The following is a 16,750-nucleotide window of genomic DNA, read 5'->3' as shown; positions in this document are numbered from 1 at the left end:
CTCAGCGGCTGTACACCGCTGCCTCGTTGATCGAGTAGCCGTACTTGGTAGCCCGCGTCACGCCTTGGATACGGACGTACCGCGCCTGCACCGGGCTGAACACCGCGTTGTCCAGGCCTCCGTCCCCGCTGTCCGTGGACCACACGGTCCGCCACGTGGTCCCGTCGTCCGAGACCTCGATCCGGTAGGCCCGCGCATAGGCCTGTTCCCAGTCCAGGGAGACCTTGCCGACCGTACGGGAGCTGCCCAGATCGAGCCGCAGCCACTGGTCGTCCGACCAGCCGCTCGCCCATCTCGTGCCGGTGTCGCCGTCCACGGCCTTCTCGGCGGCGTAGCTGGTGAACGGGTTCCACTCCGTTTCACCGGCGCTCGCCGCGGCGCCGGCGGCGAGGTTGGGTGCGGGCTTGTGGAGTTCGGTCGCCTTCCAGGTGTGGAGGTAGGACTCCGCGCCGTCGAGCAGGTCCTGCACGGTGTCCTTGCCGCCGCTGAGCCGGATCTGCTCGATCCAGTCGGGCACCATCCCGACATGGGCCGCACCGTCGGTGTTGAAGTCCCAGGTGCGCTGGCCGGTTTGCTGACGGTCGATGACGGAGCCGCCGTCGGCGCTGCGGAAGGGATACTTGACCGCGTTGGGGGCGCTGGGTCCGACCGGTCCCGGCCAGCCGCCGACGCCGTTCATGTCGGTGCCGTAGCCGACTCCGACGCCGTACTTCTGGCGCAGCGCCCTGGTGGCGGCGGATTCCTTGGCGAAGCTGTCGGCGCTGGACATGTACGAGGCCTTGAAGCCGCCGAGGCGGTAGACGCGCTCCAGCCAGCCGTCGTCCATCCAGCTGTGGCTGGAGAGCACGCCGGGGTAGTTCGCCGACTCCAGCAGGTCCAGGGCGCGGCCGGCCGCCTTGACGCTCATGTGGTCGGCCTCGAACATCATGTTGCGCTTCATCAGCCCCTTGACGGCGTACTCGCCGAGGCGGGTCAGCCCACGGGTGTTGCACTGCGCGCTGCTGTCGTATGCGGGCACCTTGGTGCCGGCGGGCAGCAGCTTGGTCACCTCGGCCGGGGCGGCCACGTTACCGGCGGGGTTGTCGTGCTGCGGACCGCTGCACTTCTCCGTACTCCAGAAGGTGCCGGTGGAGAGGAACTGGCCGATGTTCACGGCCGTTCCGATGGTGCCGGAGTCCATCCGCACCCCGCACAAGGCGTTGTCGAACTTGTGGCACAGGAACATGCTGCGCACACCGAGCTTGTACAGCTCGTCCAGACCGCTGTCGATGTCGGCCTGGCTGCACTGGGGGACGTCGAGGATCTGCTTGCAGCCGAAGGGCTCCGAGGTCTCGACGCCGAGCACCACGGCGAGCTTGCCCTCCGCGACGACCTGGCGGGCCTGGGTGGAGTCGGTGACGATACGGAAGAAGCCCTTACCCGTTCCGCCGTAGATCTTGTCGATGTAGTCCTGCATCTCGTAGGTCTTGCGGGCTTCGAGACGGATGGCGTCCATTTCGTTGCAGCCGCGGTCCCTGACGTAGATCGAGCACAACAGGCCGTTGGTGACCAGGTCGTTGACCAGGATCCGCTGGCCGCCGCGCCAGGTGCGCTCCAGCCACGCGTAGTAATTCTGCTGATGGCTCAGGGAGTTGTGGGCGGGCCAGGACTTGAACGTCGGCCAGCCCACCGGGTCGTGGTGGCCGTCCGAACCACCGGTGACGTTCTCGAAGAGGGCGAGCGAGCCGTCGGGATAGTGCTCGGGGCAGTCCGCGAGGGCGTCGGCGATGCCCGCTTCGGAGAACGGCTTGCCGCAGATGATGCGGCCGCCGAAGCCCTCGTTGGACATCACGTGATTGTGCGCGTCGACGAAGCCACGGACCCGGCCCTGACTGTCCGTGCCGCGGAAGGGTTCGCCGGTGACGTTGATCTGTGAATCGGCGGTCGGCCGCGCCGTGGGCTCCCACCAGGGGGTGTCGGCTCCGACGGCGGGCGGGGAGCCCACACCGAGAGCCAGCAGGAGGGTGACGACAACGGCAAACAGTCCACGTCTGCGGAGGGGGGTCATCCGGGCTACCTTCGCTGTCCGGGATGGGCGCGCGCCAACTTACTCGCGCGTAGGTCCCATCGAGGATGGCGCGGACCTGACAACGAGTCAAGAGTTCCGGACAGATGACCTATTTGATATCCCGTCAACTCGGCCGGCTGAAGAAAGCCCTCTCGGGACGGCCTGTCTTCGGGGCCGGGGAACTCACGCGATGGCACCTCGCGCAAGCGGGTGCCGGCCGATGTCGGTGGGGGGTGACATTGGGGTGCCTCCCGCGCTCCGAACGCGAACGGGACGGCCTCCACGTTCCATGGCTGCGGCACGATCTTCAGAGCGCCGACCGCCGGAGCGACGAGCAGCATCCAGCCCATGAACGGTCCCGAACATTTGATCAGCGCCTTGGCCCCGGCGGCCGAACGGCTCCGGAATCCCTCCCCCCACGACGCGCTGACGGCCCGCACACCAGCCGCCCACATTTTGCTCGACCGTCACCTCGGCCACCTTCCTCAAGTCCGGGTCCTCTTGAATACTCCGTCTGCCCCTCTTCAAGGACGGACATCACCGACGCAACAGGAGGGCCCCCACAGCCAGGCCGAGTTCGATCCCCTTACGGCGCATCGCGAATTCACGGTGCTGGCCAGCGATTTCTGGCTCGAGGCGATGGGCCCGGCGACCAGTCGCCTGCTCAGTGAGCAGTCGCCGTCCGCCTCGATCCGCTTCGAGCTGCCTCGCGACTTCCAGCTCGAAGCGCCGATGGAGGGCCTGCGCAACGTGGACGGTGCGCTGGCCCCGCGCGGCGCGCTGCACGGCCCCCCGCGTCTGGAACTGCTGAGCACCGAGTGGCGGTGCGTCGTCGGCGCGGACAACCCCCGGGTGGGGGACGTGCTCGACCTGGACACGCCGGCAGCCCTGCCCTGGGCCGTCTTCGCTGACCGATCGTCGACGGCCGACCACTTCACGTCGATCGTCATGCGGCAGGTCCGGCTCTCCGGGCTCACCCCGCGCGTGGAGGTCTCCGCCGGAACCTTCTCGGCGATGCCGGCTTTCGTGCGTGGCACCGATCGGGTCGCGGTGGTGCACCGATCGCTGGCCGAGCACGCTGCGCGGACGATGGGGTTGCGGGTCTTCACCCCGCCCTTCCCGACGAACCCGTTGGAATTGGCGTTCTGGTGGCACCCACATCACGGCCACGACCGCGGGCACCAGTGGCTGCGGAAACTGCTGCGTACGGCCGCCGAACACGTCGCCACCGAGGAACCCGGCTTCGAGCTGCTATAGACCGCGTCTAAACCCGGCATCGGCAGATCGGTCTTCCCCGGGTCGCCTGCGTGACCGAGCGTGGCATTGGGCCGGAACCAGAAGATGGCCACCCGTGAATCCGTGTTGAGGGGCCTGGCGAACCGGGTCGCGACCCGGCCCCTCCTCAGCCACCCCGAGGGTGGCCCGCGTACTGCGTCGGGGTGAACTCAGCGGCGAGTTCGTCGGGCACGGTGAACGATTGGCCAGGGCACGCAGTCGCTGGGCGGAGTTGCTGCGGTGCGCACCATGTTCGTCGGCGTGCGGGGTGTAGCCCAGGCTGCCCAGCAGCGGCAGCCTGCCCACACGGGCCACACCCAGCCAGTCAGGCGACCAGCTGCGGGCGGGTACGGGATGGCAGGGCGACAACCTTCACGGGCCGCGCCACCGCGTCAGGAGAGCCACCGGCCCAGCCGCCCGGCGAACGGGCCCAGTCCGCCAACACGGCCACGACAGCGTTCAGCGCGTCGCCCGGAACCTGCCCGTTCGCCGTCGGCGCCCACAGGATCGGCCACAGCCGGTTGCCCCAGCCGATGTCCGCCAACCTGGACCCAACCACTACACAAAGCCGAAAGATCAGCCATCGCCCTTGGGATACCCCTGGGACTTTTCTGGGACTTTCGGCCGCATCAACCGGCACGACCCTGAAACAACCGAAAGACGATATCCGCAGGTCAGCGACTCTCAAACACCAAGACCGGCAGGTCACGGGCCTCGCTGGTCTCTTCCGCGACATCCAGGGGTGTGATCCGACGGTGCCCCGGTCCAGGCAGTCTGCCTGTTCACGGGGCCGTCGGCCGTTACGGACGGCTCTGGTGGCCGACGTCGCGGACGAGGTCCAGGCCGAGGACGCGGTCGAGATGGGCGAAGGTCTCGAACTTGGCACCGGCCGGCACATCGGACCGTCCCGCCACATCGGCCAGCAGATCCAGTACGGCGTCGACACCGAGATCGTCGACGAGCGCTGCGTGCGACTGTCGCAGCAGGTCGGCAGGGATCGGCCTGGACGGCTTCTGCGCCCAGTCGGCCACCTGCTGACGCCACTGCCGCAGTGTGCGCCGGGCGTCGGCCAGCGCTCCACCGGTGACCGTGACAGGTGTGCCGTAGGGACGGCCGAGCAACAGCAGGCGCACGGCCAGTGGATCGGCGACCTCCGGTACGAGTACGTCGGGAAGATCCGGGGAGAGAAGGTGACCGGGGTCTGGGACACCATCGTCCAGCAGCTCCGTACCGACCTGCCCCACATCGATCCGGACCCCGCCCGTGACGTCGTCCGTGTCGGCGCCCTGGGCGACCACGTGCACGTCGGCGGGGCCGCCGAGTGCCCCGTCCGGATGGTGGCCTCCGACGAGGAGGGGCGGATGGATGCCGAGCACCGTCATGACGCGCTCGAGCGCCTGGACCTGATCGTGCGTCAGGTCCGGGGTGGTGAGGACCGTGACGACCTGCAGGCCGTTCAGCTCCGCGGTGCGCGCCAGTACGTCGCCGACCAGCGGCACACGCAGGTACACCGGACCGCTGCCGGTGCCGACGGCCGGCAGATGGACGCAGCTGCGCAGCAGGCGGCGGGGTGCGGCGGGGATCTCCACGAGGTGACCGGTGCGGGTGTCGGCGATACGCAGCATGTTCGGAGGCTAGTCGCGGGCACCACCCGCACGTGGGAGAAACCGGTCGGGGCGGCGGTGTTGCACATCATGGAGCAGCACGTGGGGCGGGAATGACGGGCCCGCGCCGTTTCAGTCCACCAGTCCGCGCCATTGACGCCTTATGACGGAAATGTCTCCCAGGCGTCTCCCAGGCGTATCAGGAGGTTCGGGTTGGTGCACGCTCACGTGCACGGCCCGGAAGGGCGGCCCCGGTGCGTATTGCCGGGGTCGTTGTCGTGTATTGCCTCCCGGCTACGTGGCGACGATGCCGGCGGCGTCGAGAATCTGCTCTGCCGATGTGCAGTTACCGTCCCGTACAGCCATGGTCATCGCGGTGTGTGCGGCCGAGGCGGAGGCGTGCGGCGGGATCACCAGGAACGAGAAGTGGTCCTGATGGCCGCGGGTGATGATCATTGTGCTGTCGTCGACTGCGGACCAGTCGATACGAATCCTGCGGTCGCCGATGACCAGGTGTCCCGGGGCTTCGTCCCAGGCACTCGCGTCGAGGCCGACCCGCGCGATGGGGCCCAGCCTGACCGTCAGCGCGTCGATCAGGTCGGGCAACTGGCTTTTGATGTCACGGGAGCGCGGCCACCAGGCGCCGTCGAAGAACCCGGCGCGGCTGGAGGTCGTCTCCATCCGCAGAACGGCGCTACCAGGCACCGGCTGATCACCGGTGTCCGCCAGGAGTAGGAGAAGCTCCGGAGTACGTTCGTCGGCAGTCATGAGTTGCCACCTGTCTGGAGATCACCTGCTGGAGCCGGCAACCCTTGGTGCCGAAGGTCTTCACGCCCCTCCGCCCGGGACCGTTCCCTCGGGAACGGCTCGTCGGGCGGCCGGCATCCGGGGAGATGCGCCCTGGCCACCCTCGGAGTCCCAGACCAGTTCCCGGGTCGAGTCCCAGTCGGCCTCGGCCGCGATCCGGAAGAACTCCGCCTCCCGCATCAGACCGCTCGCGGTGAGAACCCGCAAGGGATCGGTGGCTGCGGTCATCAGCCGGGCAGCTGTGGCCGGGCCGGTTTCCGGCGGGATCACCAGCAGGTCCCAGCGACCGGTCGTGTAGGAGAGCAGCAGGAGCTTATGGGGGTCCTGTTCGGCCTTGAACCAGCCGACATGGACCAGATGCCCGGCGACGCGCACCTTGCGCGGGACGACCGGCCAGAACGTGGGGTTCACGGTGACCCGGGTGATCCGGCCCCACAACGGATCCAGTACGGCCGTCAGCGACGGCAGTTCCGCCGTCAGGTCGCGGGAGCGGGGCCACCATGCACCGTCGACCAGAGCCGGAGAGGTGCCGGCGGGCGCCAGCATGAGTCGCAGCGGCAACGAAGAAGGGGTCCGGTCTTCGACCGCGGATGTGTCCTGAATGGTCGCGGTCATGACGCGAACCCTGCCCCGGGCCGGTCATGACCGGCCCGGTTTCGTGAATCGCCGAGAGCGGCACCAACCTGAAAGCGGATGCGCGAATTGCCCTCGGTAACTCCAGGGTACTGCTGGCCGGACCGATCCGGGCCGGGCCGTTCCGCTGCCGCATGACCATGGGCCGTGTCCGGAGAGCGGCTACCTCGTCGGGGACGGCACCGGCCGGCGTCCGAGGAATGCCACGAGCCGGTCCACGGCCGACGCGGCCGCGTCGACCGGAACGATCTGACCGAAGGGCATGTTCTCGCCCCGGTACTGCGGCAGCAGGGTGGCCTCCGCGCGGGCGAGGGTTTCTGCCGCTTCCTGGTCGGTGTAGGGAATCGGCTGCCCGGTGGCGACCGCCAGGTCCCATCCATGGGTCAGGTACTCCATGACGGTCATGCTGAACACCGTTTCGCCCGGCATTTCGCCGCCCGTGAAGGTGACCTGACGGTCGAAGCCGTGCTTCTCCCATCCGGCGACGACACCGGCTGCGGCGGCGCGGAACTCGCGGGCGGGGTCGGCACCGCATCTGTGGTTTGCCGCGTCGGCGTCGTGGGACCGGCCCTGGGCGCCGGCCTCGAACACGAGGAGCCACCCGACGATGTGATTGACAAGAGCCTCGACGTCGTAGTCCCCGCACGGCGTCGGAAGGCTCAGCTGGTCGGCTCCGACCCCCTCGATGACGTCGCCGGTCTTGGACAGCACACCCGCAAGAAGATCGACTTCACTCATGGCCGGAGCCTAGGCGGCGCTGTGGACGCAGTCTTGAAGAAACACGACACCGCGGCCTCGCTAGCATGGTTCCGTGACCCGGCCGACCGATCAGGACACCCGCGGCATCGTCGACTTCCGCGCCGGATTCGAGCACTTCGAGCTGACCCGGCACCTGCCCTCGCCCGACCTGGCCTGGGCGGTGGACTGCTACTGGGTCGTTCGCTGGGACATGCCGGACGGGGAGTCCCACGAGCAGCGCGTGATCCCGCACGCCGCCGTACATCTGGTGTTCGAGGCCGGTGCCGCCACGATCGAGGCCATTTCGCCGCACGAGTTCGTGCGACGGCTGGAGCGCCGTGGCCAGGTCTTCGGCGTCAAATTCCGGCCGGCGGGATTCCGGCCCTTTCTGCGTGGCCGGGTGTCCGCCGTCGCCGGGCAGCGGTTCGCGGCGTCGGCCGTGTTCGGCACGGAGGCCGACGGCACGGCGCGTGTGCTGGCCGGGGCCGACGACGTGAACGGGTCGACGGCCGTCGTCGAGGGCCTTCTCCGTTCCCTGGACGTACAACCGCTGCCCGCGACCGGGCCTTTGAACGCCGTGGTCGGCCTCATCGTCGCCGACAGGTCGCTGACCAGAGTCGGCGATCTCGCCGATCGGCTGGGAATGAACACGCGCAAGCTGCAACGGCTGTTCGCCGATCATGTGGGCCTCAGCCCCAAGTGGGTCATCAACCGGTGCCGGATCCACGAAGCCGCGGAGGCGGCCATGCGCCGGGCATCCATCGACTGGGCCGAACTGGCCACCGAACTCGGTTACAGCGACCAGTCCCACCTCGTCCGTGACTTCACCTCCACTGTGGGCACATCCCCGGACCAGTACACCCGCCGGGCCGCGCGAACCCCGACGCGCTGACCGTCACCCCGCCTCACGTTCAGGACGCCGGACGGCCCCGATGTCACCCGTACCGACCGCGCCCGCTCCCGGCCGGAGCGCGGCGCGCCACGACTGCCGACAGCGGGAGAGTGTCAGCGCTCCTCGGTCAGCTGCTCGTCCAGTTCGTCGAAGAGCAGCTCGCTGTGGCCGGTCTGGCCGGTCCGGTACGCGGATCGCGCCACCAGGTGGGCGGCGACCGGGCCGGTCATCAGCTGGAAGAAGCCGATCAGCGCGAGGGTGGCGAGATCCATGCCGCTGCGCAGCCGCAGGGCCACTCCGGCCAGGACCAGGAGCATGCCGAGCGTCTGCGGTTTGGTGGCGGCATGGCTGCGGGACAGCACGTCCGGCAGCCGCAGCATCCCGATCACACCGAGCAGACAGATGGCCGCACCGATGAAGACCAGCACCGCACCGGCCGTGTCGAGGATCTGGAGCCGGACACTCACCGTGCTTCCCCCTCGCGTCCGCCGCTGCTTTCGGTTCCGTCCGCATCTCGCCGCGGCGCCGGCCGGTCGCGTGCGGCGATGAAGCGGGCGATGCCGACCGACCCCGTGAACCCGAGAAAGGCCAGCACCAGCATGATCGGGAAGTAGAACGGGTCGCGCGCGAAGGCGGACTTGGCGCCGAGGCCCGCGATGATGAGGGCGGCGCACACATCCAGCGAGATGGCCCGGTCCAGCATGGAAGGGCCTCGCCAGATCCGGGTGAGGAGCCCCGCTCCGGCGATGGTGATCACGACGACGGCCGCGGTGAGCAGCCCCCGGTCGACGGTCTCCGGCACACTCATGCGCCCTCCCCCCTGTCGTGCCTGACCGGTGGCGGTGGTTCGGCGACGCGGGCGATCTCGTCGGGGGTGCCGAAGGCCCGTACCGTCAGCTCCTCGAGCCGCCAGACGGAGTGCCGCGCCGCGTCGAGTGCGGCGGGCCTGTCCGCGTCGAGGACATGCAGGAAGACGGTGGCCGTGGCGCGGCGCACTTCGACGACCGATCCGCCGGGCACATTCGACACGGCGACGGCGGTGGCCGCGAGCATCAGGTCGGAGCGGCAGCGCAGCGGTACGGCGATGACGGCGGCCCGGTGCGGATGGTCGACGAAGATCTGCCGGGTGACCCGTACACCCGAGGTGTACATGTCGTAGAGCAGATAGCCGGCGAGCATCAGGATGCCCCATGGGTGCAGGCGGAGCCCGAGGTCGACCCGGGGCAGCGGGAAGGCCAGGCAGACGGCGACCGCGACGAGCACACCGGTCAGTAGGTTGGCCCAGTTCAGGCTGGACCACAGCAGCACCCAGATGAGGGTGAGCCAGGCGATCAGCGGGAGGTCGAGCACACGTCCCCGCCCGCCGAACTCACAGCTGAAGGGCGGCAGGTCCTTGTTCCGGAAGTCCAGTTTGATCAGGCGTTTCACCGGCCGAGCACCGCCTCGACATAGGGGGCGCGTGCGAGGAGTTCGGCGGCCGCGCGGTCGGTGTAGGAGGTCAGCGGACCGGCGAACACGGTGAAGGCGAGTCCGAGGGCGACGGCTGCGGCGGTGGCCGCGGTCATCGGCCGCGGCAGTTTCGTGGTGGTGGTGACGGCGTGTCCGTGCAGGGTGGCGGCGACCGCGCGTCCGGCGGGCTGATGGCGGGGGCGGACCGGTTCGTCGCCGCTGCCCGGGATGTGGTCGGGGCCCTCGTCGGCGTCGTTGTCGTCCTCGTCGGCGTCGGACTCCAGGACGGTGCCGTATGCGGCCTGTCCGGGGGGCGCGGCCCGCCAGAACGCCAGGTTCCAGACCTTGGCGATCACGTACAGCGTGAGGAGGCTGGTCACGGCCGACCCGACGACGAGGATCCACGCCCAGACGCTGCCGTCGGCGACACCGGCCCGCATCAGCCCGAGCTTGCCGATGAATCCGGACAGCGGCGGGATGCCGGCCAGGTTCATGGCGGGTACGAAGAAGAGGACGGCGAGCAGCGGGGCGGCCTTGGCCAGTCCGCCGATCCGGGTGAGTTCGGTGGTGCCGCTCCGGCGTTCGATCAGCCCTGCCACCAGGAAGAGCGTGGTCTGGACGGTGATGTGGTGGGCGACGTAGACGATCGCGCCGCCGTACGCGTCCCGGGTGGCGAGGCCGATACCGAAGACCATGTAGCCGATGTGGCTGATGAGGGTGAAGGAGAGCAGCCGCTTCAGGTCGGTCTGGGCGACGGCTCCGAGGATGCCGACGACCATCGAGGCGAGTGCGGCGGCCATCAGCAGGTCGCCGAGCCGGTTGCCGGGGAAGAGCAGGGTCTCCGTACGCAGCATGGAGTAGACACCGACCTTGGTGAGCAGACCGGCGAAGACCGCGGTGACGGGTGCGGGCGCGGTCGGATACGAGTCGGGGAGCCAGGCGGCGAGCGGGAAGACGGCGGCCTTGATGGCGAAGACGGTGAGCAGCATCGCCTGGATCAGGGTCTGTACCCCGAGCGGGAGTTCGGCGAGCCGTCCGGCCAGCTGGGCGAAGTTGGCGGTGCCGGTCGCCGCGTATGTCATGGCGATGGCGGTGAGGAACAGCATCGACGAGAACAGCGAGATGATCACGTAGGTGGAGCCTGCGCGGACGCGGGGTCCGGTGCCGCCGAGGGTGAGCAGGACGAAGCTGGCGACCAGCATGATCTCGAAGCCGACATAGAGGTTGACGAGGTCACCGGCGAGGAAGGTGCAGGAGACCCCGGCGACCAGGATCAGATACGCGGGGTGGAAGACCGCGACGGGTGTTACCTCGTCCCGGTCGGCCATGCCCTGCCCCAGGGAGTAGACCAGCACGCAGAGCGTGATGGCGGAGGAGACGGTCAGCATCAGGCCGGACAGCCGGTCGGTGACCAGGGTGATGCCGAGCGGTGGTGCGAAGTCGCCGAGGTGGACGGAGAGCGGGCCGCTGGTGTCCGCGACGATCATCAGGGTGAGGGAGAGTCCCAGTACGGCGGTGAGCACGGCGACGCTGATGAGGCGTTGGACCTGTTTGAACCGGGTGCCGAAGGCGAGGCTCAGGCCGGTGGCGCAGAGCGGCAGCAGCACCGGCAGGGGGACGAGTGCGTTCATCCGGTGGCTCCTGGGTCGGCGTCGGCGGGGTGGGCCTGCTGCTGGGCGTAGTCCGCGGGGTCCGCGCCCAGTACGTCGTGCCAGAGGTCCCCGGTGGCGTACCGGCCGCGGGCCTGCAGGGCTCGGTCGGCACGCAGCCTGGCCCTCAGGCGGCGGCGCTCTTCGCGGTAGCGGGCGCGTTCCTCGTCCGTGACGTCCGGGGCGGCCCGGTACCGCTCACGCAGTTCGTCCCGCTCCCCCAGTACCTCGGAGCGCAGCGCGATGCGCCGGTCCTCCAGGTCGTCGTGGACCTCGTCCGTGCCGGTCAACTGGTGGCTGCGGTAGGCCATGGCGAGGAGGAACGCCGTGGTGGCGAGGGTGATGACGATCGCAGTGAGTGCGATGGCCTGCGGCAGGGGGTCGGTGACCTGTCCCAGCGGGACGCCGTAGAGGAGCGGTTCCCGGCCGGCCGATCCGCTCGCGGCGAGGACGAGCAGATTGATGCCGTTGCCCGCGATCACCGCGCCGAGCAGGATGCGGGTGAGGGGCCGGGTGAGCATGAGGATGCCGCCGACCGCGCACAGCACCGCGGCGGTGGCCAGGAGCGAGAAGCTGACCGTCATCCGGGCGTTCCTCCCGTCCCGGGTGCCGTTCCCGGTCGGGTGGAGGTGCTCGCCGCAGCTGCCTTTTCGACCGCTGCTCGCTCGATCTGCCGGTCGATCTTGGCGCCGAGGGCGCGCACGATGTCCAGCACCACGCCCAGGACCAGCAGATAGACGCCGAAGTCGAAGAGAACCGGGGTGCCCAGGTGGTACTCGCCGATCAGGGGCAGCCGGCCGTGGTGGGTCCAGGCGTGCAGGACCGTTCCCTCGCCGAGGCCGAGCAGGGCGACGCCGGTGGAGATGAACAGGCCGAGGCCGGTGAAGAGTCCGGGCTGCAGCGGCGCGGCTTCGGCAAGTTCGAAACGGCCGCCCGCCAGGTAGCGGGTGATCAGGGCGAGCCCGGCGACGAGCCCGCCGACGAAGCCGCCGCCCGGCATGTTCTCGGCGCAGAACAGCAGATAGACCGAGAGCACCAGGATCGGGTGGAACAGCAGCCGGGCCACGACCTCGAAGACGATCGAGCGGTGCTCGGGTGCGAGCGTCGATCCGGCCGCCAGCCAGCTGCGCTCCGGTGCCCCTTCGTCGCCGTGCGGAAGTCCCGTCATCTCAGGGGCCGTCAGCGACCAGGCGGTACGCCCGTGCAGCTCTTCCCGTAGTGACGATCCCTCGGTGCGGCGGTGCAGGTAGATCAGGCTCGTGACCCCGATCGCCGCCGCGGCGAGCACGGCGGACTCCCCCATCGTGTCCCAGGCGCGCAGGTCGACCAGGATGGTGGCCACGACGTCCTTGAGGCCGTGGTGGGCGGTCTCCTCCACCATGGCCGCGCCCGCCGGGGCGGCCCTGCGGGCGGCAGCGGCGACCCACACCACCACGCCGAGCGTCGCCGCTGCGGCCAGCGCCACCGGAATGCGTACGGCACGCCGCCAGGTACTGACCGACTCCTGGAAGTGCACCGGCATCCGCCGCAGCACCAGCACGAACACGATCATCGACACGGTCTCGACGCAGAACTGGGTGAGCGCCAGGTCCGGACCGCCCTGGACCACGAAGAGCAGCGCCGCGCCGTACCCGGTCAGCCCGGCCAGGACCACGGCCTTCATCCGGCGCCTGACGGTGAGACAGAGGAGTGCGGCCGCACAGGTCAGCACGGCGACGGCGCCCTGCAGCGGGACGTCCCAGACCCTCGGGACGGCCGCCCCGTGCCAGGGCCGGTCCACTCCGAGGACGGTGAGCTGGCCGGCCAGCATCACGAGCAGGGTGGTGGCGAGGTAGACGGAGAGCGAGCCGCGCTGGACGAGGCCGGTGAGCTGGAGGGAGAGCCGTTCCAGACCGAGCAGCAGGTGCCCGAAGACGCTGTCGGCGGTCGGCCAGGCGATACGCCGGGAGAGCCTCGTCACGGTGGTGCGTACGGCGAAGAGCGCGACGCCGCCCACCACGGCGACGGCCGAGAGCAGGACGGCGGTCCCGAATCCGTGCCAGAGCGAGAGATGGTACGGATGCGCGGACGGGGGGAACGTGTCCGCGTACGCGCTGAGCAGCCGGTCGGTCCATCCGACGCCAGGTCCCAGCACCAGCCCGCCCGCCGCGAGCACAGCGGGCGACGCGAGGAACGCCCAGCCGACCCGGTGGACCGGAGTGTCCTCGACGCCGGGTTTGCGGGCGAAGGCGCCCCAGACGAACCGCACGGTGTACGCGACGGTCAGCGCCGAGCCCGCGACCGTGATGCCCAGCGCCCAGCGGTCGGCGGTGTCTCCGTGAAGCAGCGCCTCGAACGCGGCCTCCTTCGCGGCGAAGCCGAGCAGCGGGGGCAGGGCGGCCATGGACGCCGCGGCCACCACCGCGACCGTGCAGACGTGCGGCAGCGCCCGGCCCACACCGGAGAGCTTGCGCAGATCGCGGGTGCCGGCCGCGTGGTCGACGATGCCGGTGACGAGGAACAGCGGGGCCTTGAACAGTGCGTGGCCCAGGATCATGACGGCGGCGGCCAGTGCCGCGTCCCGGTTGCCGACCCCGGCGAGCAGGGTGAGGAAGCCGAGCTGGCTGACGGTGCCGTAGGCGAGGACGAGCTTGAGGTCGTTCAGGCGCAGCGCCCGCCAGCCGCCGAGCAGCATGGTCGCGGCGCCGAGGACGATCACGACGGGGCGCCAGACCGGTACGTCGGCGAAGCCGGGCGCAAGCCGGGCGACCAGGTAGACACCGGCCTTCACCATCGCGGCGGCGTGCAGATAGGCGCTGACGGGGGTGGGCGCGGCCATGGCGTTCGGCAGCCAGAGGCTGAACGGCCAGATCGCCGACTTCGACAGCGCCCCGCACAGGATCAGCACCACGGCGACCGAGACGGCGAGGCTCGCCCCGGGCGGGTCGGCGAGGATGGCGGAGATCCGGTAGGTGCCCGCCGACTGACCGATGATCAGGAAGCCGACGAACATCGCGAGGCCGCCGAGCGTGGTCACGGTGAGCGCCTGGAGCGCGGAGCGGCGGCTGTGTTTCTGCTCGCTGTCGTACCCGATCAGCAGGTACGAGAAGACCGTGGTCAGTTCCCAGAACACATAGAGCGAGATCAGGTCGTCGGCGAGGACCAGGGCGAGCATGGCGCCCGCGAACGCCAGGAGGTTCCCGGCGAAGCCGGCCAGCTGCGGGGTCTCGTCCGTGAAGTACGAGGCGCAGTACAGCAGGACGAGCGTGCCGATTCCGGCCGCGAGCAGCACCATCAGTTCGGCCAGTGCGTCGAGCCGCAGATCGGCGGTGACGTCGTACGCCGGCATCCACTGCCACGACCAGATGACCGAGCCGCCGGACGCCGCGGTGTTCCACTGTGTGGCGGCCCACACGGTGGCGGCGGCCGGTGGCAGCGCGAGCACGACGAAGGCGCGCCTGCCCAGCGCTCGTACCAACGGGCGCGCGCAGGCGGCCAGGACGAAGTGGCAGACGACGAGCGCGGTCATACGGCCCCGGGCGGCGTCCCGCGCCCGCCCCGGTCGGGCGTCCGGGGCCTGGGCGATGCATCTCGGGCAAAGGGCACTAAATACAGATATATCCCCGACCGCGCTTCACCCGTACGGCGCGCCGCGCCCCGCTCGGCGCGGTGAGTTCACTTGTGCTCGCCGCAGACCCCGCTGTGGTCGCAGTACGGCGCGTTCCCGGTGCGTCCGCAGCCGCACAGCATCACCCGGGTCTCCTGGCGCGGCCCCTCGGGGGCAGGCGTCGACCCAGTCGGTCAGGGCTTTGAGCGCCCCGAAGACGCGCGCAAAGGGGCCCGACCGGCCGTCGAGGACGCGCTGGTGCTCGCCGAGCCACTGGACGCCGAGGCCGGTGTGGCCCCGGCCCTCGAAGCGGGGGAGGCGCGCCGCCGTCCGCGCGCCATGTGGGTGCAGGCCATGTCGCGTGCGGTGCTCAAGCAGGAGACGGGCACCGGGACCACGCCCGAGGAGGACGAGCTGCTGAAGGTCGGCATTCCGGGCGCGGCGCATGTGCCGGTGAAGCCGTACTGACCCGCGCCGAACCGCGCGTCGCCGGGCGGGCCGGGCACACGGTGCCCGGCCCGCCCGGCGCGTTCACGGCAGCACCGCCACCCCGTCGATCTCGACGAGCGCCTGCTCGTCCCAGAGTCTCGCCACTCCGATGACCGCCATCGCCGGATAGTCGCGGCCCGCCAGTTGCCGCCAGATCCGGCCGAGTTCCCCGGCATGGGCCCGGTAGTCGGCCACGTCGGTGGCGTACACGGTGACCCGGGCCAGGTCCGCCGGGGCGCCGCCCGCCGCGCGCAGGGCGGTCAACAGATTGGTGAGCGCCGTCGCGAACTGCTCGGGCAGGGCGGCGCCGATGACCTTGCCGTCCTGGTCGAGGGCGGTCTGCCCGGCCAGGAAGACCAGTTGGCCGCCGGTGGCCGTGACGGCGTGCGAGAAACCCGCGGGCGGCGAGAGTTCGGCGGGGTTGATCCGGTGGAGCGGACTCATGCGGAGGCCTCCCGGTTCGCGTACAGCTCCTTGGCGATGATCGTGCGCTGGACCTCGCTGGCGCCCTCGTAGATCCGTGGGGCGCGGACCTCCCGGTAGAGGTGTTCGAGGAGGTGGCCGCGGCGCAGGGCGCGGGCGCCGTGCAGTTGGACGGCGGTGTCGACGACGTACTGCGCGGTCTCGGTGGCGTACAGCTTCGCCATGGCCGCGCGGCGCGGTACTCCGGCCTCCCCGGCGTCGTACGCGGCGGCGGCCGCGTACACCAGGAGCCGGGCGGCCTCGGTACGGGTGGCCATCTCGGCCACCTGGTGGGAGACGGCCTGAAGGTCCTTCAGCACACCGCCGAACGCGGTGCGTTCGGCGGTGTGCGCCACCGTGGCATCGAGGGCGGCACGGGCCATGCCGACGGCGAAGGCGCCGACGCTGGGACGGAACAGGTTGAGGGTGCTCATGGCGACCCGGAAGCCGCGGTCCGGTTCGCCGAGCACATCGTCGGGGGTGACCGGGACGCCGTCGAAGACCAGGCCCCCGATGGGGTGCGGCGAAAGCATGTCGAGCGCGGTGCCGGTCAGTCCGGGTCGGTCGGCGGGGACCAGGAACGCGGTGACGCCACGCGATCCGGCGCCCTGGGTCGTACGGGCGAAAACGGTGTAGAAGTCGGCCTCGGGTGCGTTGGAGATCCAGCACTTCTCGCCGGTCAGCCGCCAGCCGTCGGGGGCGTGTTCGGCGTTCAGGGCCAGGGCGGCCGCATCGGAGCCCGCGCCCGGTTCGCTGAGCGCGAAGGCGGCGACGGCGCGGCCGGCGCGCACCTCGGGGAGCCAGCGTTCGCGGTGGGCCGGGGTGCCTGCCTGGACCACGGGGTGGGTGCCGAGTCCCTGGAGGGCCAGTGCGGTTTCGGCCTCCGTGCAGCCGCGGGCCAGGGACTCGCGGAGCAGGCAGAGGTCGAGGGCGCCGGAGTTCAGCAGCCGGTCGAGGAGGCCGGACTCACCGAGTGCGGCGACCAGGGGGCGGTTGACGTGGCCCGGGTCGCCTTTTTCGGCGAGGGGGCGCAGTTGCTGCTCGGCAAGGGCTCTTAGCTCTTCACACCAGGCGATTTGTGCCGGATCGAGCGAGAATGCCGTCATACCGGCGCCTCTC

16 protein-coding genes and 2 pseudogenes are annotated in these 16,750 nt (G+C 70.3%); 3 read left to right on the top strand and 15 right to left on the bottom strand.

Translation table 11 applies throughout. The annotated features are described in order from the left end of the window. Position 1 precedes the first annotated feature (1 nt). Positions 2-2,047, bottom strand: coding sequence for a discoidin domain-containing protein (locus ACIPEK_RS20205; protein ID WP_401997772.1), 2,046 nt, complete (start codon positions 2,045-2,047; stop codon positions 2-4). Positions 2,048-2,656: 609 nt separating this feature from the next. Here ACIPEK_RS20205 and ACIPEK_RS20200 point away from each other — a divergent pair. Beyond that, positions 2,657-3,304, top strand: coding sequence for a LysR substrate-binding domain-containing protein (locus ACIPEK_RS20200; RefSeq protein WP_401997769.1), 648 nt, complete (start codon positions 2,657-2,659; stop codon positions 3,302-3,304). A gap of 190 nt (positions 3,305-3,494) precedes the next feature. Here the strand turns inward: ACIPEK_RS20200 and ACIPEK_RS20195 are convergent. From ACIPEK_RS20195 to ACIPEK_RS20175, 5 genes and pseudogenes are all read right to left on the bottom strand, one after another. Then, positions 3,495-3,869, bottom strand: a pseudogene (locus tag ACIPEK_RS20195) (recombinase RecQ); the annotation flags it as partial. Positions 3,870-4,122: 253 nt separating this feature from the next. Then, positions 4,123-4,947, bottom strand: coding sequence for a hypothetical protein (locus ACIPEK_RS20190; RefSeq protein ID WP_401997766.1), 825 nt, complete (start codon positions 4,945-4,947; stop codon positions 4,123-4,125). A 273-nt stretch (positions 4,948-5,220) separates the two neighbouring features. After that, entirely contained in the window at positions 5,221-5,694 is a 474-nt protein-coding gene (locus ACIPEK_RS20185; RefSeq protein ID WP_383075051.1) for a DUF5994 family protein, read from the bottom strand. 60 nt (positions 5,695-5,754) lie between these two features. Further along, entirely contained in the window at positions 5,755-6,348 is a 594-nt protein-coding gene (locus ACIPEK_RS20180) for a DUF5994 family protein (protein ID WP_401997763.1), read from the bottom strand. Between the two features lie 180 nt (positions 6,349-6,528). Further along, positions 6,529-7,104 (bottom strand): TIGR03086 family metal-binding protein, encoded by a 576-nt coding sequence (locus tag ACIPEK_RS20175; RefSeq protein WP_401997760.1) that lies wholly within the window; start codon positions 7,102-7,104, stop codon positions 6,529-6,531. Positions 7,105-7,177: 73 nt separating this feature from the next. Between ACIPEK_RS20175 and ACIPEK_RS20170 the strand changes: the two genes are divergently transcribed. Continuing rightward, positions 7,178-7,996 carry a DUF6597 domain-containing transcriptional factor gene (locus ACIPEK_RS20170; protein WP_401997757.1) on the top strand — a complete coding sequence of 273 codons (819 nt, stop codon included), beginning with the start codon at positions 7,178-7,180 and terminating at the stop codon, positions 7,994-7,996. Between the two features lie 113 nt (positions 7,997-8,109). Here ACIPEK_RS20170 and mnhG read toward each other — a convergent pair whose 3' ends face one another. The 7 genes from mnhG to ACIPEK_RS20135 form a co-directional block, all read right to left on the bottom strand. Beyond that, positions 8,110-8,463, bottom strand: a complete 354-nt coding sequence (gene mnhG / locus ACIPEK_RS20165; RefSeq protein ID WP_383075043.1) for a monovalent cation/H(+) antiporter subunit G — start codon at positions 8,461-8,463, stop codon at positions 8,110-8,112. After that, positions 8,460-8,804: a monovalent cation/H+ antiporter complex subunit F gene (locus ACIPEK_RS20160; protein ID WP_401997754.1), complete on the bottom strand. Its 345-nt coding sequence runs from the start codon at positions 8,802-8,804 to the stop codon at positions 8,460-8,462. Before ACIPEK_RS20160 ends, mnhG begins: the two co-directional genes overlap by 4 nt. Next, on the bottom strand, positions 8,801-9,424 hold the full coding sequence (locus ACIPEK_RS20155; RefSeq protein WP_401997751.1) for a Na+/H+ antiporter subunit E: 624 nt from the start codon (positions 9,422-9,424) through the stop codon (positions 8,801-8,803). Before ACIPEK_RS20155 ends, ACIPEK_RS20160 begins: the two co-directional genes overlap by 4 nt. Beyond that, a complete protein-coding gene (locus tag ACIPEK_RS20150) occupies positions 9,421-11,076 on the bottom strand; it encodes a Na+/H+ antiporter subunit D (protein ID WP_401997748.1) in 1,656 nt (551 codons plus the stop codon). Before ACIPEK_RS20150 ends, ACIPEK_RS20155 begins: the two co-directional genes overlap by 4 nt. Next, the gene (locus ACIPEK_RS20145) at positions 11,073-11,678 is read right to left on the bottom strand and encodes a Na(+)/H(+) antiporter subunit C (protein WP_401997745.1); all 606 of its coding nucleotides are present in this window, start codon (positions 11,676-11,678) and stop codon (positions 11,073-11,075) included. The genes ACIPEK_RS20150 and ACIPEK_RS20145 overlap by 4 nt, the downstream gene beginning before the upstream one ends. Then, a complete protein-coding gene (locus tag ACIPEK_RS20140) occupies positions 11,675-14,602 on the bottom strand; it encodes a Na+/H+ antiporter subunit A (RefSeq protein ID WP_401997742.1) in 2,928 nt (975 codons plus the stop codon). The genes ACIPEK_RS20145 and ACIPEK_RS20140 overlap by 4 nt, the downstream gene beginning before the upstream one ends. A 146-nt stretch (positions 14,603-14,748) precedes the next feature. Continuing rightward, positions 14,749-14,823 (bottom strand): hypothetical protein, encoded by a 75-nt coding sequence (locus ACIPEK_RS20135; protein WP_383075126.1) that lies wholly within the window; start codon positions 14,821-14,823, stop codon positions 14,749-14,751. 82 nt (positions 14,824-14,905) lie between these two features. On the opposite strand from ACIPEK_RS20135, the pseudogene ACIPEK_RS20130 reads away from it, so the two are divergent. Next, positions 14,906-15,148 (top strand): annotated as a pseudogene (locus ACIPEK_RS20130) (FAD-dependent oxidoreductase); the annotation flags it as partial. Between the two features lie 63 nt (positions 15,149-15,211). Here ACIPEK_RS20130 and ACIPEK_RS20125 read toward each other — a convergent pair. Both ACIPEK_RS20125 and ACIPEK_RS20120 read right to left on the bottom strand, forming a co-directional pair. Beyond that, the gene (locus ACIPEK_RS20125) at positions 15,212-15,613 is read right to left on the bottom strand and encodes a RidA family protein (protein ID WP_401997740.1); all 402 of its coding nucleotides are present in this window, start codon (positions 15,611-15,613) and stop codon (positions 15,212-15,214) included. After that, positions 15,610-16,737, bottom strand: a complete 1,128-nt coding sequence (locus ACIPEK_RS20120; RefSeq protein WP_401997737.1) for an acyl-CoA dehydrogenase family protein — start codon at positions 16,735-16,737, stop codon at positions 15,610-15,612. The genes ACIPEK_RS20125 and ACIPEK_RS20120 overlap by 4 nt, the downstream gene beginning before the upstream one ends. Positions 16,738-16,750: the final 13 nt, after the last annotated feature.

Source organism: Streptomyces sp. NPDC088246, from assembly GCF_044741025.1.
GTDB lineage: Bacteria > Actinomycetota > Actinomycetes > Streptomycetales > Streptomycetaceae > Streptomyces.
Note: the sequence above shows the minus strand (reverse complement) of the source record. Positions and strands in the feature narration are given on the sequence as shown.